20 protein-coding genes and 1 pseudogene are annotated in these 20,270 nt (G+C 42.2%); 6 read left to right on the top strand and 15 right to left on the bottom strand.

The features are described from left to right. Positions 1-8 precede the first annotated feature (8 nt). Positions 9-410: a DoxX family protein gene (locus FZC88_RS13875; protein ID WP_148995317.1), complete on the bottom strand. Its 402-nt coding sequence runs from the start codon at positions 408-410 to the stop codon at positions 9-11. A 151-nt stretch (positions 411-561) separates the two neighbouring features. On the opposite strand from FZC88_RS13875, the gene FZC88_RS13880 reads away from it, so the two are divergent. Further along, positions 562-876 (top strand): winged helix-turn-helix transcriptional regulator, encoded by a 315-nt coding sequence (locus tag FZC88_RS13880; RefSeq protein WP_148995318.1) that lies wholly within the window; start codon positions 562-564, stop codon positions 874-876. A gap of 7 nt (positions 877-883) precedes the next feature. Here the strand turns inward: FZC88_RS13880 and FZC88_RS13885 are convergent, their stop codons facing one another. Next, positions 884-1,894, bottom strand: coding sequence for a nuclease-related domain-containing protein (locus FZC88_RS13885; RefSeq protein WP_148995319.1), 1,011 nt, complete (start codon positions 1,892-1,894; stop codon positions 884-886). Between the two features lie 309 nt (positions 1,895-2,203). On the opposite strand from FZC88_RS13885, the gene FZC88_RS13890 reads away from it, so the two are divergent. Beyond that, a complete protein-coding gene (locus FZC88_RS13890; protein ID WP_148995320.1) occupies positions 2,204-3,406 on the top strand; it encodes an MFS transporter in 1,203 nt (400 codons plus the stop codon). A gap of 102 nt (positions 3,407-3,508) precedes the next feature. Here FZC88_RS13890 and FZC88_RS13895 read toward each other — a convergent pair whose 3' ends face one another. Further along, positions 3,509-3,664, bottom strand: coding sequence for a DUF1540 domain-containing protein (locus FZC88_RS13895; protein ID WP_082051198.1), 156 nt, complete (start codon positions 3,662-3,664; stop codon positions 3,509-3,511). A gap of 143 nt (positions 3,665-3,807) precedes the next feature. Here FZC88_RS13895 and FZC88_RS13900 point away from each other — a divergent pair, with 143 nt between their 5' ends. Next, positions 3,808-4,083, top strand: a complete 276-nt coding sequence (locus tag FZC88_RS13900; RefSeq protein WP_148995321.1) for a hypothetical protein — start codon at positions 3,808-3,810, stop codon at positions 4,081-4,083. 42 nt (positions 4,084-4,125) lie between these two features. Here FZC88_RS13900 and FZC88_RS13905 read toward each other — a convergent pair whose 3' ends face one another. The 3 genes from FZC88_RS13905 to FZC88_RS13915 all read right to left on the bottom strand — a co-directional run bounded on the left by FZC88_RS13905 (position 4,126) and on the right by FZC88_RS13915 (position 6,739). Beyond that, the gene (locus tag FZC88_RS13905; RefSeq protein ID WP_148995322.1) at positions 4,126-4,887 is read right to left on the bottom strand and encodes a hypothetical protein; all 762 of its coding nucleotides are present in this window, start codon (positions 4,885-4,887) and stop codon (positions 4,126-4,128) included. Between the two features lie 17 nt (positions 4,888-4,904). Further along, a complete protein-coding gene (locus FZC88_RS13910) occupies positions 4,905-5,354 on the bottom strand; it encodes a flavodoxin (protein WP_148995533.1) in 450 nt (149 codons plus the stop codon). Positions 5,355-5,533: 179 nt separating this feature from the next. Then, the gene (locus tag FZC88_RS13915) at positions 5,534-6,739 is read right to left on the bottom strand and encodes an MFS transporter (protein WP_148995323.1); all 1,206 of its coding nucleotides are present in this window, start codon (positions 6,737-6,739) and stop codon (positions 5,534-5,536) included. A 171-nt stretch (positions 6,740-6,910) separates the two neighbouring features. On the opposite strand from FZC88_RS13915, the gene FZC88_RS13920 reads away from it, so the two are divergent. Together FZC88_RS13920 and FZC88_RS13925 are read left to right on the top strand one after the other, a co-directional pair. Next, positions 6,911-7,345, top strand: a complete 435-nt coding sequence (locus FZC88_RS13920; RefSeq protein ID WP_148995324.1) for a MarR family winged helix-turn-helix transcriptional regulator — start codon at positions 6,911-6,913, stop codon at positions 7,343-7,345. 21 nt (positions 7,346-7,366) lie between these two features. Then, complete coding sequence (locus FZC88_RS13925; protein WP_148995325.1) at positions 7,367-8,122, top strand: sugar phosphate isomerase/epimerase family protein; 756 nt, start codon at positions 7,367-7,369, stop codon at positions 8,120-8,122. Between the two features lie 47 nt (positions 8,123-8,169). Here the strand turns inward: FZC88_RS13925 and FZC88_RS13930 are convergent, their stop codons facing one another. Further along, the gene (locus FZC88_RS13930; protein WP_148995326.1) at positions 8,170-9,150 is read right to left on the bottom strand and encodes a zinc-binding dehydrogenase; all 981 of its coding nucleotides are present in this window, start codon (positions 9,148-9,150) and stop codon (positions 8,170-8,172) included. A 161-nt stretch (positions 9,151-9,311) separates the two neighbouring features. Here FZC88_RS13930 and FZC88_RS13935 point away from each other — a divergent pair, with 161 nt between their 5' ends. Then, entirely contained in the window at positions 9,312-9,683 is a 372-nt protein-coding gene (locus FZC88_RS13935) for a winged helix-turn-helix transcriptional regulator (protein WP_148995327.1), read from the top strand. Between the two features lie 40 nt (positions 9,684-9,723). On the opposite strand, the pseudogene FZC88_RS13940 reads toward FZC88_RS13935, so the two are convergent. The 8 genes and pseudogenes from FZC88_RS13940 to FZC88_RS13975 form a co-directional block, all read right to left on the bottom strand. Continuing rightward, positions 9,724-10,230: pseudogene (locus FZC88_RS13940) on the bottom strand (DUF1731 domain-containing protein); the annotation flags it as partial. Positions 10,231-10,544: 314 nt separating this feature from the next. Beyond that, a complete protein-coding gene (locus tag FZC88_RS13945) occupies positions 10,545-11,780 on the bottom strand; it encodes an aspartate kinase (RefSeq protein ID WP_148995329.1) in 1,236 nt (411 codons plus the stop codon). 47 nt (positions 11,781-11,827) lie between these two features. Continuing rightward, positions 11,828-13,648: an IucA/IucC family protein gene (locus FZC88_RS13950; protein ID WP_148995330.1), complete on the bottom strand. Its 1,821-nt coding sequence runs from the start codon at positions 13,646-13,648 to the stop codon at positions 11,828-11,830. Positions 13,649-13,686: 38 nt separating this feature from the next. After that, positions 13,687-15,033 (bottom strand): lysine N(6)-hydroxylase/L-ornithine N(5)-oxygenase family protein, encoded by a 1,347-nt coding sequence (locus tag FZC88_RS13955; RefSeq protein WP_148995535.1) that lies wholly within the window; start codon positions 15,031-15,033, stop codon positions 13,687-13,689. Beyond that, positions 15,008-15,595: a GNAT family N-acetyltransferase gene (locus FZC88_RS13960; protein ID WP_397541192.1), complete on the bottom strand. Its 588-nt coding sequence runs from the start codon at positions 15,593-15,595 to the stop codon at positions 15,008-15,010. The genes FZC88_RS13955 and FZC88_RS13960 overlap by 26 nt, the downstream gene beginning before the upstream one ends. Beyond that, a complete protein-coding gene (locus tag FZC88_RS13965; RefSeq protein ID WP_148995331.1) occupies positions 15,585-17,378 on the bottom strand; it encodes an IucA/IucC family protein in 1,794 nt (597 codons plus the stop codon). Before FZC88_RS13965 ends, FZC88_RS13960 begins: the two co-directional genes overlap by 11 nt. Continuing rightward, the gene (locus FZC88_RS13970; protein WP_262371870.1) at positions 17,375-18,898 is read right to left on the bottom strand and encodes a pyridoxal phosphate-dependent decarboxylase family protein; all 1,524 of its coding nucleotides are present in this window, start codon (positions 18,896-18,898) and stop codon (positions 17,375-17,377) included. Before FZC88_RS13970 ends, FZC88_RS13965 begins: the two co-directional genes overlap by 4 nt. Positions 18,899-18,902: 4 nt before the next feature. After that, the gene (locus tag FZC88_RS13975; RefSeq protein WP_397541193.1) at positions 18,903-20,252 is read right to left on the bottom strand and encodes an aspartate aminotransferase family protein; all 1,350 of its coding nucleotides are present in this window, start codon (positions 20,250-20,252) and stop codon (positions 18,903-18,905) included. Positions 20,253-20,270: the final 18 nt, after the last annotated feature.

Genomic DNA, 20,270 nt, shown 5'->3' on the forward strand with positions numbered 1-20,270 from the left:
CCTCCATTTCAATTTTGCTGTGAAAACTTTTGATCTAATGAGAACAATGATTCCTTTGCCACGACAAAATATAAAGACATCGCAAGCAGTGCTAAGTCAAATTCGTACCCGGCCATCTGTCCATTCCCTAAGAAACCTGCAGCTAATTTTACTTTAACGATTGCTCCTATCATGATTAAGCCGAATAATCCAGCTACGACGCGAGTACCTATTCCCAGGATCATGGCTAATCCGCCAACCAATTCAATGATGGCGACCACATAAGCCGCTCCCCCTGGCAGCCCTAAGCTTTGAAAGAAACCGGCCGTATTTTCGATCCCACCCTGGAACTTAGTCAAACCGTGGATGAAGAAGGTGATTCCTAAAAATATTCTTAAAATGAGTGCTCCTATTAAGTGATTCTGTAACATTGTCTATTCTTCCTTTCTTTATGTTATTTTATTAAAGTTAGTTACTTTATGTAACTTATATTATTTTAATAACTATGAACTGTCAAGTAATTAAATTACTAAAATGGTGATGATGTGGTATACTTGTTATAAAGAAGGAGGCATTGACAGAATGAATCAGTCAGAAATTTGTCCAAGGTTCGAGAAAGCCATCGGCATCTTAAGTCAACGATGGACAGCACTCATCATTTATCAATTGCTTTCCGGACCACAACGAAACTGTACCATCAAAGACGCAATAGGCATCAGCGGCAGGCTTCTTTCAGAGCGACTGAAGGACCTTGAAGAAGAAGGCATCGTACAGAGGGACGTCTATCCGGAAACACCCGTGCGTATTGAGTATTCACTAACTAAAAAAGGGTATTCTTTAGAACCTTTAATGAAAGATATAGAGAAGTGGTCCCAGGAGTGGATTGAGAAGGAATGAAAACTCGTCAGATTGTTGGCGGGTTTTTTTGTTTGTGCTTTCGGGTCGGACTTTCATCGGATGATAGGATGTATTGTGTTCCTTTTTTGGTGCCTGTTGTGGGGAAGTTTAGGGATTGGAGGAGTCTTTTTGCAACATGAGAGGAATTGATTTTTAAAAATTTTCTTAGTTCCGCATTACTTATAGTAGGTCCTATCAAAAGTTCATAGTCCTTAAAGGCTTGGATATGAGCATTGATATTTTCACTATTACAATTCATACAAAGCCATTTTCCATGCTTTCTCACTAACGGCCGATGATTGCAAGCTTCACATATGACCCCCTTTAACAGCTCTCCTTCTGTAATGTTATATCGCTCCAAGACAGAGGGATTAGGTTCTTCATGATGTCGTTTTAATGTGCGAATTATTTTTTTCATATCTTTAGGTGTTACGTTTTCTTGTCGAATAGAAACCTCTATATACTTCACCTTGTCCAGTAGAGAATGGCGATGGATGACAATTTTATTAAGGGTTTTGTTATCTGGAGAAGTTTTAATGATAGTCCGATCGTTGCTCATGACTACGCAAGAGTAAATGGGGATGTTGGGAAATCCATGCTTCGATAACCAGCTTATAAGTTGGCTTTCCTGTCTTTTAATTTGAATCGTAGGGTCCGGTAAAGCTGATTCAATACCATCTTTTGTTTGAATAAGTTGATTGAAGATGGGGTCGAAGTAAGCAGTGCCCGCAAGGTATTTGACTTCAATATTGAGGATGAATCTGGTTGAGATGAGCAGGGTGTCTATTTGAAAAAAGCTGTCTTTGTAGGGAATTCTCAGGTCGTGGAGAATGTAATATTTTTTGGGGTCTAAAAAGCTTAAAGTGTAATCTAAAGCTGTCTCTCCTTTGAATCCGGCCGTTCTTTTACCAAGTTCCTCGGATATCATGGGCAGTTTTGGATGGTTGAGGGGAAGTCGGCGGAGTAAAGCTTGTAAAATGAGGATAATTCGAGGGATGATTCGTTCTTTTTCGATCATTTTATCACTCCAATCGGGTTTTATATTACGTGTATTCTCCTTGGACTGCAGAAAATCCTGCTTCGAGATGGCAGATATTAATTTTATCAGCGGAATTTTACTTATATCAGCGGAATTTTACTTATATCAGCGAAATTTCCGATATATCAGCGAAATTCAAATTATATCAGCGAAATCTTAATTTTATCAGCGAACTGCTTCTCTTCCAGATAACTACAAAAATCCCAACCAAAAAAATCATTCCCATTCCCCTCCCGCCATAGTATATTTAGAGAAGCGAAATAAATCGACTGCGAGGGACGGACCTATATGTGGAAAAATAAAAATGTATGGATATTATTGATAGGTGAATTTATAGCAGGTCTCGGATTGTGGTTAGGGATCATCGGTAATCTGGAGTTTATGCAGGAAAAGGTGCCTTCGGATTTTCTGAAATCGGTGATTCTCGCTTCCGGACTGCTTGCGGGTCTTGCTGTTGGACCTTTAGCCGGCAGAATTACGGATCAGGCAAATAAAAAGACGGTGATGCTCATCTCAGGCTTCACCAGGTCATTAAGTGTTATTTTCATGTTGATAGCGATTGATACCGGCTCGGTGCTATGGATGGTCGTCTTCTTAGTGAGCATCCAAATCTCTGCTGCCTTCTATTTCCCTGCTCTGCAAGCTGCCATTCCGATGGTGGTGAAAGAGAAGGATTTACTGCAGATGAATGGGGTCCATATGAATGTTGCTACCCTCTCAAGGATCCTTGGTACTGCATTAGCAGGCGTCCTATTAGTGATCATATCTTTAACGATGGTATACGTTCTCTCATTAGTGGCGTATCTGGCACTATTTGTGATGACCTGGTTCTTATCAATTGAAGAAACCGCGACTACCTCTACACAAGGTGAAAAACCAAAAGGGGCAAGCTTCAATGAAGTATTTCCTGTTATAAAAGGGCTTCCGATCGTATTTATGACTCTTGTGATGACGTTGATACCACTGCTATTTATCGGCGGGTTCAACTTAATGGTCATCAACATCAGCGAGCTTCAGGATAGCTCGGAGATTAAAGGTTGGATCTATACCGCCGAAGGGATTGCCTTTATGGCAGGTGCCTTTGCCGTCAAGAAAATGGGCGAAAAAATGTCACCGTATAAAATATTATTCTTTTTTAGCTTCATCATCGGGATTGCGCAAATGATTCTTTATTTTGCAACCAGTCCGATCTTGTCAGTGCTTGCGTTTACAGTGTTTGGATTTGCCGTGGGATGCTTCTTCCCGACTGCTGCCACGATTTTTCAAACGCGTATACCGAAAGAATTTCACGGCCGCTTCTTCTCGTTCCGTAATATGCTCGACAGACTGATTTTCCAGGTTGTGCTCCTTCTCACAGGATTGCTGCTGGATCTCGTAGGACTCCAAATCATGACGGTATTATTCGGATGTCTGTCCCTTATGATGACTGGACTGTTCTATTCAAGGTACCGACAGCTCAAAACGACCACATTATCGGAACAGGCAAGTTAACTTAAAGCTCACTTTTGTGAGCTTTTTTTGTATAAGAATGAGAATTATTATCAATACTATATAAAAAGAAGACAACCACGCCTATGGTTGCCTTCTCTTCCATTACATACCCGGATCAAATGTTTTACAATCTGTTTCTTCACTGTTGTGGGCTTTGTTTCCTTTATGACTGACAACGAAAATCTGGTCTGCAGAGCACTTCTTACCTTCACGGTTATATTTGCAGTTGCTTACTTCACATAGTACGTCTTGTGCCATCTTCAAACACCTCCCTTATTATCTTTAGAGTGTACTTTCCCACCCTTTTTCATACCTGATTCGTGGAGAGTAATCATCATATATCTGAAGCTTTCACCATATAATCAAAGAGATATGTTTGATATGAAGGGAGAATCTTCGGTATGGAGCAGAGACGACTGTATCATGTTCAAAATCTTGCATTTGAAATAATGGATCAAATGAATACCAATAACGAATGGAAGAAGCCAGATCATTTAAAGCATGTGATCGATCATTTATCCCGTGCAATTGGGAGTCTTACAGATCCATCTGGGACTTTCTCTATTGATTATGTTGAAGAAAAAATTGCCACCGCCCATTATATATTGTTTAAAAACGAGAAAAAAGTTGCTCGAATAAATTTTGATAAACAATCAGCATCCGCTTTAATTGAATGAGAAAGAGGACTTACCAAAATACGGTAAGTCCTCTTCTCCTATTTAATGCTTTTTTTGAAAAAGAAATTCTATTTCATCATTGGCACAAACCTCCACAAAAGGACAGCTCAAACATACTTCCCCATTCGGTTTGGTACTGGATGATAGTGGTGCAGACAGCATATCTTTTAATTTCTCTATGTAATGCAAACCTTTCTTCATCTCTGTCGGTGACGGGCAATGGACAAATTCTTCTCCATTTAACAAGGAAACGATTCTTATCGACGAAGGAAGTCTTCCAAAGGATCTTTCACAGAAAACCACAGTCAAATAATAATACAAGGTAATCATTTCGTGATTTGTATCCACAAGATACTTGGTGACTGTGAACGATTCTTGTTCCCATTCTGCCACTTCTATCGTGAGGGATAAGTGAGTTTCAAGTTCTTCAAAGTATTGTCGAAACTTTTCATTTATAAAAAGAGGTGGTAATGTCCCATAGTTCTGCGTTAAATCCTGCATTAAGTAATCCGTCACTTTCGCCACCACTAAGTAATAATCAATCTTCGAATCAAAGATGTTTGTTTTAATAGAGGTAAGGTGCTTCTCGATGATCTCAAGTGCTTTGATGGGAGTCCTCATTTTGACGGGAAGCATAAAGAAGTCCTTTACTACTTGGTTCACAATGAACTGCATAACCTTTTTCCATTCAACTTTACTTGCTTCTTCACGCTGGATGTAGTGATAGTAAAACTTGTGGGGACAATTGATGAATTCCTTTAGATGTATATCCGATAATGTTTTAATCGAAAGTGAATAGTTCACGAATGCCTCTCCTTTCTCTAGCCCTCTTGTTTACTGAACAAGAGCTCACTAGCAAATGTGCGCCCAAATTCTTTGCACGCTTCCACATCCTCATCCTCTGGTGTTAATTCCACTTTCAAACCATCATGAATCAAACGGGCTCCCCTTTCTTGCAATTTCTCATTTAATAAATCCACCGCTGCCCCGTACTTAGGATAAAAAGAGTCACAGGAACCGAAGCTTGCGGCAATCTTAGACGATAAGTCCACGTCGTCCATGTCATCGTAAAAATCCTCAAACTCATAAGGAAGTTCGCCATCCCCCCAGGTATACGCACCTAACAGGATCCCTGCATATTCTTCAAGGACCTGAGCATTCGGACAGTCATTTATATCAATTACATCGATTTCAGCTCCGGTTTCCTTCACACCTGTCTCGATGGCCGTCGCCATTTCTTCTGTATTTCCACTCATGCTTGCATAGATCATTATAATTTTATTGGTCATGATAAACCTCCAATGTATACCTAATTGATAATAATTATCATTATCACTATAAGTAAACCATACAAACTTTCCTTCTATTTGTCAATAATTAATTGAAAATAATTCTCAATTGGGACATAAAAAAGCATCCCCCTTATGAGAGATGCTATCTTACAAATTCATTACAACTCCAATACGCCCGCTTTCTGATTTTTATTATGATTTCCACGTTTAGTTACTACTTTATAAACCACGATCGTGACGAAGATCATTCCACTGCAAATAATATACAAAGCGGAAAATCCAAACTGGGATGAAACGACTCCCAGTACAAATGATCCAACGGCAATTCCAAGGTCATAAAAAATAAAGAATGTAGCGGTCGCATGCCCTGTTCTCCTCTTAGGGGCAGCCTGAATGGACATGGTTTGAAAACTCGGAAGCAAAGCACCGTAACCAAGTCCGATAAGCGTTCCTGCAATCAATAGTAAAAGGACTGATTGAGCGATACTCAAAAGAATCAAACCGATGGCAAAAATAATAAGGGACGGATAGATGACAGCGTTTGGTCCTGACCTGTCATATAAGCGTCCTGTATATGGTCGCGATAACAGCATAGCAGCTGCAAAGACGACGAAGAATAAGCTGACGGATTCGAATATACCGACAGACTTCGCATAGACGGATATAAACGACATGATCCCGGAGTAAGCAAATGATGTTAAGAATCCTACAAGGGAAATCGGAATCGCTTTAACTTCTATCAAATCCTTAAAGGTTAATCTCCCCGGCGTTTTTGCTTCCACCCCATCGTCCTCCGAAACCTGAATGCCGAATGAACAAAGGAATCCGATGACGATAACAAAGGAAAGACTCATAAACAATGTTGAATAAGCAACCCATTGAATCAATGCTAATGAAATAAACGGTCCGACCACCACGGCTAAGTTCATTGACATGGCAAAATAACCAAGCCCTTCCCCTTTCCGGTGGGGAGGGATCATGTCTGCGGCAATCGCGACTAAAACCGTTGTGCCAATACTAAACCAAATGCCATGAAAAAAACGGAGCCCCATTAAAAGATAAAAATCATTCACCCAGAAGTAAATGAATGATGAAATCCCGAAAAACATGACACTAATAATCAACGTCTTTTTCTTTCCCAACAGCTCAATGATTTTCCCCGAGAAAGGCCGAATAATGATAGCCGAAAGTAAAAAAATCGTTGTAGCGAGACCGGCTTCCCCTTCCGTTCCGTGAAGTTCATCGATCACATAGAGTGGCAGGACGGTTAACAACGAATAGAAAACTAAAAAGATAAAAAAATTATTCACTAATGCCATAAAAAATGGCCGTGTCCATATAGATGTTTGATTGGAATGACTCATAAAATTCTCATTCTCCTTAATTAATTGTTATACTAATTATATCTATAACATGTATATTTGTAAATATAGTTGTTGTAACAACTATATTGAATTACTTTTATCGAACTTCTCAAATCATCCTGAATTTCATGTATGATAAAGAGAAGAAATGAATGTAGTAGGTGAAAAATAATGACAATGTCCCGTGACGAATCCATTGGCTTGTATACGAGCCATACAGTAAAGAATATTATTCGATTTCTTACATTTCATCTGAAAGAATTTGATGTGACACCCGAGCAATGGACTGTGTTGAAGCGATTAGCGGAGCAGGATGGAATCAGTCAAAAAGAACTTGCGATGAAATCAGAAAAAGATCAGCCGACCGTAACGAGGATCTTAGACATTTTGGAACGGAAGGAATTGATCTACAAACAGAGAAACCTTGATGATAGAAGATCATTCCTCATTTTCATATCTGAGAAAGGAATGGCTGCCAAGGATGAGCTGTCTCCTTTTATAGAGGGGTTATATGAAGAAACGATTCTTAAAGGGATTTCAGAAGAGAACTTAGAAGTATATAAGAGTGTTCTTGCTCAAATGAATGAGAACATTACTAGAAAATAGCGTAGTGATAGGAGGATGGACATGAAACAAATACCGATTGCCCTGCAAATGTATACATTGCGCAACGAAACGGAAAAAGATTTTACCGGCACCCTTCAAAAAGTAGCCGGGTTAGGATATGCAGGTGTGGAACTTGCCGGCTATGGAGGATTATCCCCGAAAGAGCTTAAGGGTACACTCGATAGTCTGAATCTTCGTGTCGCGTCAAGTCATATTCCTCTATCTGAATTAAGAAATGATGTTCACAAAGTGATTCATGATCAACAGGAGCTGGGCAGCAGCTACATTGTCTGTCCGTATCTTCCACCTGAAGAGAGAACAGAGAAGCACTATATTCAATTGATTGATGATTTAAATTCAATTGGGGAAAAATGTTTTAATGAAGGAATCACGCTTTGCTATCACAATCATGATTTCGAATTGACGACCTTATCGAACGGGAAACAGGCACTCGAAATGATCCTGAATGAAACGAATCCTCATTGGGTGAAAGCAGAGTTCGATATTTACTGGCTGACCTTCGCAGGAGAACAGCCTGTGGAATGGCTGAAAAGATATCAGGGACGAACCCCACTTGTTCATTTGAAAGATATGACGTTGGACGGTGAACGATTTTTTGCCGAGCTGGGAACGGGTGGTGTGGAACTCACTTCTGTTCTCGACTATGGTATACACAGTGATGTGGATTGGTGGATCGTTGAGCAGGATGAGTCCAGGATCTCTCCTATTGAAAGCGTCCGGAAGAGCTTAGATTATTTACGTCTGAACAAAATTTAATGAAAAAAGGAGAGTCTGGCACAACAGACTCTCCTTTTTCATCAGCATTATTTTAATTTGGCCACGATCTTTCCTTTCACATGACGTTCTGATAAACGTATCAGTGCTTCAGGAACTTCTTCCAATCTCACTACTTCTGTTAACATTGTGTCTAAGTTCCCTTCCTCTACTAAGGAAAGCATTTGGTCCCCAATTACAGCAAAATCCTTTTGGGCAACCATGTCATTCGATTGATGGGCAGCTGCCAGGGCGATTTCATGATAGGATACAACCTTTGTGAATGGTTTAATTTTTGTAAAATCAGGAGCTCCCGCAATGTAAACCATGTGACCCATATACGCCAATGCGTCTAATGAGTCTGTAGCACTTTGTCTGCTCACCGCATCCACAACGGCGTCCACTCCACGTCCATTTGTTATTTCCATCACTCTTAAATTCACGTCTTCTTCTCGATAGTCGATTACGTAATCTGCGCCAAGTGATTTTACATATTCATGATTATGGGAAGAAGCTGTGGATATTACTGTTTTGCCGGCAAGCTTGGCAAGCTGGACACCAAATCCTCCGACGCCGCCTGCTCCCCCATGAATCAGAATCGTATCTATCTTCTCCAACGGCAGTTTACGGTGAAGCGCCTGATAGGCTGTATATCCCGCCGTTGGAAGGGCAGCAGTGTCTTCAAATGTAACTTGTTCAGGGATACGGGAAACGGTATGAGCATTGATAACCGCATATTCTGCATAGCCACCTTTTTTGGTGAAGTCTCCATGGTAAACGACACGATCACCTTTCTTCCAACCGGTCACTCCCTCTCCTGTCTCTACTACCACTCCTGCTACATCAAGACCGAGAATATGCGGGTAAGACCAGACTGGCATTCCATTGGTCGCTGTTTTATAATCAACCGGATTCAAACCGACAGCATGAACTTCTACAAGCAATTCCCCTTTTTGTGGTGAAGGTGTTTCAATTTCCTCAACCTTCATGTCCTTCCATGAACCTTTATCTTTTAAAAGCAGTGCTTCCATATACATTCATCTCCTTGGAGAGTATATAATATATACTCTAAGGAAAAAGCACAAGTAGGCACTATTTAGTATCCTAGTTACCATTTAGGAACCTGGAATGAATCTTAGTAATTTGAGTGACTCAATTCCAATAGCCATCCCACCTAAATCAAGGAGGTACCATGAAACAACTACATCCGGAATACCAATGTTCCATCGACCTGGTCATCGACGTCATCGGAGGGAAATGGAAGGTACTCATTCTTTGGAATTTAAATGAAGGAGTAAAGAGGTTTAATGAGCTGAAACGTTCCATGCCAAATATCACGCAAAAAATGCTCACTCAGCAGCTTCGGGAGCTGGAGGAACATGGACTGGTCGCCCGTAAGGTGTATCAGGAAGTTCCTCCGCGTGTAGAATATTCCACGACCGAAATGGGGAAGAAACTGCAAATGACTCTTTTTGAAATGTGTAAATGGGGAGATGAGTATGCAGAGCAAAAAGGCATAGCGATGAATCGCTGTTGGACTTCATATGATTTCATGGAGAGTTGATGAAAAGGACTTGCCAAATTGGCTAAGTCCTTTTTTGTGACTAATGGGAAAGTATATGCCGAAGGGTTTTTCCCAACGTTTCATATTTAAACTGGTACCCCTCTTCTTCCAATCTTTTCGGAACGACCCACCTGCTTTTTAGTACCAATTCGGGTTCAGTTTTAATAAAGAAAGCGCCAATTTCTAGCATCCACTTTGATGTCGACAGCCCTGCTTTCTTATTCATGACAGTACGCAAGTGTTCCATAAACTCTCGGTTGGTGACAGGATTTGGAGAAGAGCAATTGAATACACCACTTAACCCCTTCTTATATTTGAGAAATAATATGATTCTGAACAAGTCTTCGATATGAATCCAACTAAACATCTGATTCCCCGGTCCCTGCACTCCTCCCAGACCAAACTTGACCAGATTTTTGTAGGGGTTCATCACTCCTCCATCCGGACCTAATACGATGGCGATACGCAAAGCCGCTTGCCGAGTATAGGTTAAATCAAATGAAAAGAAAGCCTTCTCCCATTCCTTCGCTACTTCTACAGAAAAGCCTACCAGGGTGGCATTATACCCACTATTCCGATAAAATGGTTTCTCCTTATGATGAAGAAATCTTTGAGCAAGCGGAGAAATAACTCTAGCTTGATAATAGAACGGGACGGAATAAAGTATGTGATTTCCAAATGGTTGAAGCCATTCATGATATCAACTGACAAGGTTCAACATCTTTTCCCAGGAAATGATGTTGAGTCTTATCGTAACCACGTGAAAAAAGGAGAAAAAATCGATTTCATCAAAATCGATTTTTTCTCCTTTTCACTTATGATAGTATGGCTCCTAAAATAATGGTTGCAAGCTCCTTTGATTCATACTGAAGCCTTCATCACGACTTCATAATCTAAGCCGAATCCGGTATGCAAACGTTCTGCCGCCAGCTGGACCTGGCTTTTCTCAACGACAGCCGTTATGCTTATGGCAGACTCACCTACCAATTTCACCCTGACGGCATTTTCCAATAGAATTTTGCACATGTTCATTTTAATGATTGGCTGTGATTTAATATTTTGTCCGATTGCCGACACCTTTGACAGACCGCTTTTCCCCTCGATCCGGGAGTACACCCAATTCTCTTTATCTTTTCCTTCATTTAATATCGATAATACCTCTTGATGATCGTTTTTCTTGATCAATAAGGACAGGATATTTCTACAGCTTTGTTTATATACATCGGCCTGAATGTGACGAGATGCCAGCTCACACATCAATGCTTTCTTTAACCCTTCAATATCTTCACAATCAAACAGTTCAATTCGATTAATATCCTCTTCGAACGTGATACCAATCACAGGGGTTGATCCATTCTGCTTTGCCTTTCCATGGATCATAGTTCCCCTGCCATTTTCAAAACTGGATTTCACTATCATTGGAACTCCGAATTTTTTCGCGTGTTTGACTGCCCTTGGATGAAGTACACCCGCTCCCATGATAGCTAAATTCTGCATATCTTCATAAGAAAGGGAAGTGATTTTTGACGCTTTAGGTACAAATCTGGGATCAGAGGTATACACTCCATCCACATCGGTATAGATCTCACACCGATCTGCTTGTAACGCCGATGCAAGAGCAGCTGCCGTGATATCGGATCCCCCTCTTCCCAGAGTGGAAATATTCCCATCCTCCGTCATTCCTTGGAAACCTGCCACCACAACCACTTGCCCATTATCTAATTCGTTCCTGATTCGTTTGGTATCAATAGATTGAACATGAGCATTTCCAAGGACGGAATCCGTTTGAATACCTGCCTGCCATCCTGTGAAAGAAATTGCCTCCACCCCTTGCTGATGAAGAGCCATTGTAAGAAGGGAAATCGTAACCTGTTCTCCGGTTGACAGTAACATATCCATCTCTCGCTTACTTGGTTCACTTGTGATATCACCAACCATTTTCACAAGTGCATCGGTAGTTTTCCCCATTGCAGAAACCACTACAACGACGTCATGACCTTTTTTCTTTTCCTGTATGACTCTGTCCGCCATACGTTTTATGCGCTCGGTAGAACCAACAGATGTTCCACCGAATTTCTGCACAACAACTGTACTCAAAGGTGGTCCTCCTTTCTATTTATAAATTGACGCTATTGATTGGATTTTCAGATTGACCCAACAGTCGGGTTTATTTTAAATGCAGCCAGAGCGTTTGTTACTTTCCCGAATTCAGAAGCGTGAGGACGGTCATCGTCATCAGAGTATCCGTAATCCACCATACGGTTCCGGTTCAGGCATAATTTCGTAAGCTCTGGCTTAAAGAAATCAAATAGCTTGAAACGTTCTTGTAATTGCGGGAATCTCTTCTGATAGTTAAGTATTGAGTCAGCAAGAAGACCCCAGAAGGTTTCTTCTTCCATCATTTGATTGTTCATTAACAAGTTACTCAAGTATCTCAGGTGACAGATAAAGAGACCTGTGAAGATAAACTGTGTAAGCCCTTCAGGCGGCTCCGTTCGAAGGACCGCTTTAAATTCAGTTGACAGCCCTTGCAGCTCAGGGAAATCCTGGTCTGAAATATTGACGTCATCCACAAAATCTTTAATGGCTAATCGGTGTGGTTTCCCATCCTTCAACACGACAATTGTATTTTGGCCATGAGGAGAAAAAACCGTTCCGTATTGGTAAAGGTAATGGAGAAGAGGATCCATTGCGACTTTGAAAAATTGTTTCATCCATTCTTCTGAGTCCAGGCCTGATTGTTCAATTAAACTCACAACATACGGTTTATTGTTATGATCTTCATACAGTAAGGCGGCAAGTGTAATCGCTTGTTCTCCGTCTTCCAAATACGTATAGATGCTTTCTCTCCATATGGTTCCAAGCATCTCCAAGTATTGATAAGGTGCCTGCTTTAATTGTGTATAGTAGCGGTGATTTACATTCATACTGGCATTTTCCCCTGGCAGGATGACCCGGCATTCATCTTTTAAAAATGGGTCCTTTTCAGCCATTCCTTTAATGAACTCAGTAACCTTAGGAGCAATCAGCGTTCGTTCAGATGGCAGTCCCCGATAAACCAGCGTGTTCAAAATACTCATCGGAAGCTTCACATGATGCTTATCTTTGTTCGTTCGATTCACAAATGTGCGGATCGACTGCTGAGGAAGGTAGCGGTCTTCTCCCTCTCCCAAGGGAATGATGCGCCCCATTGCCAGCTCCTCAGGGAAATTCTGAATGAGTGTGTTTTTCCATTGCCACTCGTGCACCGGCAAGAAATAGTATTCCGATGGTTCGCTTCCATTTTGTTTTACGATCTTGTCAAAACGGATTCGGTCTTCCTCACTTAGTTCACCGGCAATCAACGTTTCATAATCCAATCCTTCCACAGATTGAAACGATGCAAGATCCTTATGAACAGCAATCCAGGAAAGCTGGACCTCCTTCTGTTGTTCAGGAGCAAAGGCAAGGTAATCATCATATCCGAACCCGATTCTTCCTTTGTTATATGTAATCCATGGGTGCCCTGTCATATAACCTTCGAGGGTTGCGTAGTCTTCATGAATTAGTTCGTCCGATGTTTTCGTTCCTTTTTCAAGAAGATGGGCATCGGCTATTAATGTGCTGTTCATTTCCTTGATTAAGTGCCCCGCCGTCTCAGATGACATCCCGATGACCCCCTGGAGATCGACCAATAGCTCTATTGCGCTATCAGCTTCCTTTCTTGCTCCATTTTCAACGATATAAACCGTCGTCCATTTGACATCGAAACTATCAAACAATCGTTTTTGTGCGATATAGTGATAGTGCTTGGAACCTGTGACCTGCAGGGAATATTCAATATCCTCTCCTTCTTCTGAGAGGGTTTCAGGCCGGATCATATCTTCATACATATACTCAGACAGCATTTTACCAATCAATTTCTTGTTTACTTTCGTCCAGCTATCACTCTTAAAAACACGGTGAATTTCTTCACTGAATAACATATTATCCCTTCTTTCACTTAGTCTATGTTTCCTCTGCATCAGAGAGGAACCGGAATGTGAGCCGCTTTCGTTCCAAAGGTTTGAAACACATTTTTGTTCTGAACCTGATATACGTCTCTCCCTGTAATGGTATTGATGATGGTCGCATTACGGTGTGCACCGAGTCCAAGATCAGGTGCCCCGACTCCATGAGTATGCATTTCACCGTTCTGAACAAAAATTTCACCCGGACCTTCTACATAGGTTTCCAATCGATAATCTTCTTTCACTTTATATCTGTCGTATTCGTCCCATGCAATCCACTCTTTCATTTTTGAAAGGAATCCAGGGAATGCAGGTTTGTAGCCAGTGCCAAGAATGATGACATCTGCTTTATCTACAAAACGTTCATCCTTGATCCGGTGATAGCCATGCAGTTCAAACCCTGTTTCATTTTTTTTGATTCCGACGATCTCTGTCATGGCCTGTAAGCAAATGTCCGGCTCCTCGCTACCTACAGATCGTTCATATAAATAATCATATATATCGGCGATCGTCTCTGAACTGATGCCTTTATAAAGAAGATCTTGTTCCTTTAGGAGCTGATCCTTCTTTTCCTGCGGAAGCTGATAAAAGAAACGGGTATAATCGGGTGAAAAATACTCAAGGCCCAGTTTTGAATATTCCATCGGGAAGAATCCCTTTGAACGTGTATACCATTGCAGTGAAAACCCTTGGTTCTCCTGGTCTTTGGCTACATCGAGAAACACTTCGGCTGCACTTTGGCCGGATCCGATCACGGCAACAGATTCAGCATTTGTACAAATCTCCTTATTGGATAAATAATCGGCACTGTGAAATACGGATTTGCCCAGCATTTCCTGAAAAGCTTCAGGTACAGAAGGAACAGAACCTATTCCAAGCACGAGATGTTTCGTAAACATTGTCTCAGTTTGTAGAAGGGCATCATTCCACACGGTGACTTCATATACGCTGTCCCCACTTCCCAATTGAACCGGGACGACACTTTGGACATCCATCCCGAATCGGCATGTGTCCAACTGCTCACTCACCCACTGGCAGTAATGGTTATATTCTTTTCGCGGGATATGAAATTTTTCCAGAAAATAGAAGTGATATAAGCGGTTATGAGCCTCCAGGTAGCGGAGAAAACTGTAATCACTTCTTACATCTGCCATACTGACTAAATCCGCAAAGAACGGCACTTGTAAGGTCGTTCCGTCAATCAGCATGCCCGGATGCCAATTGAAGGCTTTCTTCTTTTCCAAAAATACGCTTTTCACTTCTGGTACCGAATCCAATAAGGCAGCTAACCCCAGATTAAACGGACCCAATCCGATCCCGATGACGTCATATAATTCATTTGATCTGTTCGTGAAGTCCATCATTCAGCCACCTCTTTTCAAATTCGCTTCTCTCACAAAACATGAGCATTCCGGTTTTGTCGGGGAGAGTAATCGGCTTAACGGGTTTAAAACCGCATTTCTCAAAAACATGAATCATTTTGTCATTTCGAATATCCGGCTCCGCTACGACTTTATTAGTCTTCTTTACTTGGAACTGATACGAAACCATCGCTCGTAATAATGGCAGGGAAAGTCCTTTACCAAGATACTCCCTCTCTCCAATTAACAGATGTATTCCCTGATCGAAAGGAGCAGGAGTATACGTTTCCTCGACCACGTCGCCCTTTACCCAATAGGCCTCCCAGTAACTCATCGCCACACCGTCAAGATACCCTGCGTACAGGGTTTGATGTGAATCAGACATTGCTTTTTTCAAATGGTCTTGGAACGTTTCAAAGGGAATATTTAAATTCCAGAATGGATGGACATGCTCCTCCATCATCCATTTGTGAATAAGCTCCGCGTCCCGGTCAAAATCAATCTTCTTAAATTGAATCGTCTTTTGGATTTCTTGATCATACACTTCGTAGTCAAAGGACATGATGGATTTCCACCTCTTTGGCAAGGGGATTCTTCACCATTGTATAGACCGATTGAGCTTCCATCGGACCGACCAGTTCATCCATGTCATAAAATCGGGTCAATAGATTCGCTTTACATGGAAGGACCGGTTGATATAATAAACTGCTCAAAAGATTGGAATCTTCCCCCCACTGCTGTTCATGGTACTCCAGACGTTCCTTTACAAGATTCATAAGTTTCTCTTCATCGATGAGACCACTTGTTCCAAAACCATTGATCAGTCCGAATAAATGGTTAAAGAAGAAGTAATAACGCAATCGTTCCTCTGCCACTTCATCGGCACAAACGGTGTCGCTTTCCTGATTTAATTCTGGAAGGAATTCTTTTAGTTTTTCTACTTTGGATTCGCTATAATAGTATCCCTGATTATCTCTGTAATAGAAGGTTTCAGGGTAACAGTTCCTCAGTTGTATCACCGAGTTCTGCTGATGGGCTTCCAGGGCGATCCCGTACGTGTGGAACAACCAGATCATAGGATCAAGCGTCAGGGATAAGTATCGATCGAACCAATCCAGGCTCACTTCTTCCAGACTTCTATTCTCTCTTTGCGCTATCCCTTTAATGATGGAATGTATTCTGGCTTTTCCTCCATAAGCATGGTCTTGGCATAGGGCTGCGATCAAGCTGGTATCACGACTGTTTTCATAGAAAGGATTTTCCCTGATGACAAGCTCAAACCCTGAAACTTCTTCTTTCAAGTCTAAGTTTAAATAAGCAGGGTCCTGGATGACCTTAAATCGTGGGAACTCTCTGTTAAGGCTTTTTCCCACTTCCGTTTCTAGTAATCTCGAAACCTCTACTCCCCTTGCCAGTTCCTTCTTTTGGTTGATGCGAAGAGAGTTTGTGATTTTGACAGGGACGGAGAATTTATACATGTATCGAGAATCTTTGCTATAGACCGTTCTGAATGATGACGTAGCCGTGAAGCGCTTCCCTAACGGACCGATGTATTCCAGTCTTCCTTCTTCCATCAGGTCTTGAACGTACACCTTTTCCAATAATGTCTTCACTTGAAGGGGGTGTACAGGAAGCAAGACGCGCCCACCCTCTTCCATCAGCATCTGTAACCATTTCTGATCTACATCAGGATCATCCTTTAACTCTTCAAGAATGATGGAAGCTGCAGATTTGTCGTCACTTGAATCCTGTTCTACCAACGATTTTTCCGCACTAAAGTAATGTAGCTGAAATTCCCCTTTATATTCAGGAGAATACAGGTGGTCTTCCTGTTCCGTCAGGCCTTGTTTACTTTTCGGGGTTGGATGAAGCATATGTCCGAATAGAAGGGACTGCTCAGCATCGATGTAGTCGAATTCTTCATCCGTAAGTGCCTCGTTGTCCTGTACCCGACTTTCAACATAGCTTTTTATACTTCGACAGCTTAAGATCACTCTTAAGAGCAGTTCGTCCTCTGCACCACTTTGACTCTTATCAAGTAAGAACTCTTTTACCACTAGTGTTGTAAGGGTAATGTAGTCGAGTGGTTTCAATTCGCATTTACCCACTCGGTAATAAAGTGGGAAGCCGAATAGATGACGATCCGTAAGAGACCAATATCTCACTGGTATAATCAATTCAATCTGCTGCAGAACCAAATGAGATACGATGACTTTCTCAAACTGTCCAAGTGACGGATCATTGTCGTAGCGGCTCTCTTGAGTGTAGTTCCCTGTTTCTCTTAAATAGCAATTCAGAAAGCTTTGCATTGTTGCATGTTCAGCAATCTCCTTAGAATTTCTCAATGTATGACCCCTCCATTTACTAATTCAGTCCCGATTTCTTCAATCTCGTGTAGAAGGGAATGAATATCTTCCGGCTTTGTTCTTGGATTTAATAACGTCAATTTCAAGAAGGTTTGACCCTTTATCACTGTTTTCGCAATAACCCCTTTCCCCTTATATAGCAGGGTTTGCTGGATCGTCCGGTTCAAATGATTGAGATCGAGATCCTTTCCTTCCATCCTTTTCGGCTGATAGCGAAAGATGACTGTATTGATTTCCGGCTCAGGGTTTTGTATCACAATGTCCTCTAACACTTCCATATAAGAAGCTGTGTATCTGGCGAGCTTCATCGTTTCATCGATCATATCCCCAAAAAGGTCGGTCCCTACTGCCTTTAAGGACAGATACAGTTTCAACGCGTCGAATCTTCTCGTCGTTTGAACCGACTTATTCACCAGGTTCAAGATGCCCTCTTCATCGTCTTTGACGGGGTTCAAGTAATCAGCATGATAGGATAGATAACGGAAATGGGCCTCATCCTTAACGAGGAAAGCTCCGCAACTGATCGGCTGGTAAAATAATTTGTGGAAATCCACCGTAATGGAGTCGGCGTTCCCCAACCCTTTCAGTTTGTCTGCATGAGAATGACTCAGCATCAGACCGCCGCCGTAAGCGGCATCGATATGGAACCATAACCCCTGCCCACGGGCTATTTCTGCCAATTCCCCCATTGGGTCGATACTTCCAAAATCGGTGGTCCCACATGTAGCAACAAGGGCAAAGGGCAATAAGTTCTCCTGATCAAGCTTCTGGAGTGTTTCATTCAATTCCCGGACGCTCATCCGATGATTTTCATCGGTCATAACCGTCACAACCGCTTGTTCTCCCAACCCTAATTGGGAAGCGGCTTTCTTCACAGTGAAATGGGCCTCTTCTGAACAAAGAATCCTTAATCGGTTAAAACCTTCGGGTAACCCATCCCGTTGTACGTTATGGTTCCATTTCGAATGACAGAAGGCATCGCGTGCCAATAGGAGTCCCATATAATTGGATTGGGTTCCACCACTTGTAAAGACTCCGCCGGATGATGCAGGAAGCTTAATTTTTTCAGTTAACCACTTCACCATTTCCGCTTCCACATAGGTGGCAGCTGTACTCTGATCCCAGGAATCCATTGATTGATTGAGCGTTGCGATGATCAATTCCGCCGCCACTCCAGGAAGAAGGGGTGGACAATGTAAATGGGCCATACTCTTCTGGTGGGAAATATGAAGACTGTTTTTTAAAATCGGTTCATTGATTTCATCCAGGACTTCTGCAAAGGATTTCCCTTCAGGAGTAATCGCCATGATCGGTTGGATTTCTTCTTTTATTGCACTGGGCATTTTTCCGATAAAAGGTTTCCCGGTACCTTCATATAGGTCTTGCAGTTTCCTGCTAACCCCATCTATCATTTTATTAAATGCACGGAGTCCTTCTCCCCCTTGATGTAGAAAGAAGGAGTCCTGGCTGGTTTCTCTTTCGATTGTTTTCATTTTCATGATTTCACTCCGCAAGAGAGGCGATTAAAGCTTCTCTGAATATCGATACCACTTCATCGACTTGCTCTTCTGTGATGATCAATGGCGGAAGGAAACGGACAACTGCCCCATGTCTTCCCCCTACCTCAAGGATCAATCCCCGTTTGAAGCATTCACGCTGGATTCCGCTTGCGACGGCAGGATTAGCCGGCTGACTTCCGCTCGCTGAATGAGGTTTAGCGGGATCAATTATTTCCACACCTACCATCAGTCCTCTGCCTCTTACATCCCCTATCTCAGGAAATTCTTGTTGAAGCTCTTTCAAGGAATGAAGGAGTCTCTGTCCCATTTCCCCGGCATGGGCAACCAAGTGATTCTCCTTAATGAACTTCAATGTTGCTGTTCCTGCTGCCATGGCCATTTGATTTCCTCTGAATGTGCCGATATGGGCCCCCGGTTCCCAGGCATCCAGGTCGCGGTCGTATATCACAACGGATAGTGGCAGACTCCCGCCGATTGCTTTTGAAAGAACAAACACATCCGGTATGATTCCTGCATGCTCAAAGGAAAATAGTTCTCCAGTGCGTCCGATTCCCGTCTGCACTTCATCGATGATGAGTGGAATTCCCCGCTCTTCAGTGATTCTTCTCATTTCCCGGATCCATTCGATCGGTGCCGGTATGGAACCACCTTCACCTTGGACCGTTTCAAAAATCATGGCAGCCGGAGGTAATATTCCGCTCTCTGGATCATCCAGGAGATTCTCGATGTATTGACTGCTGATACGATGGCTCTCTTCTCCTCCAATCCCAAATGGGCAGCGGTATGTATATGGATAAGGTAAGAAGTGAGTATCAGGCATCAGTCCTTGTACGTTCTTTTTTGGACCCAGGTTTCCACTGATCGACATCGTTCCGTGAGTGGCACCGTGGTATCCTCCTTGAAACGTAAGAATACTTTGTCTCCCGGTTGCCGTCTTCACTAATTTCAACGCAGCCTCAATCGCATCACCGCCTGTCGGTCCACAAAATTGGATCTTTGCACGATGACGAAATCCTTCCGGCAAGGAAGAGAATAATTCATTCACAAACTCCTCTTTCACAGGAGTCGTAATATCTAACGTATGTAATGGTCGTTTATCACGGATCACTTGCTCCATGGCCTCAATGACCGTTGGATGATTGTGCCCCAGCGCTAATGTTCCCGCTCCCGCTAAGCAATCCAAGTACTTATTCCCTTCCATGTCCGTGACATAGATTCCCTCTGCTTCACTGATTGCCAATGGGATTCTTCTCGGATAGGATCTCGCATTTGACTCGCGTCTCTCTTGTTGGTCCAGTAATTCTCTATTTGAAATGGCACTTTGTACATTCATAATCAAATCTTCCTTTCG

It is taken from the genome of Rossellomorea aquimaris (genome assembly GCF_008180865.1).
Lineage (GTDB): Bacteria > Bacillota > Bacilli > Bacillales > Bacillaceae_B > Rossellomorea > Rossellomorea yichunensis.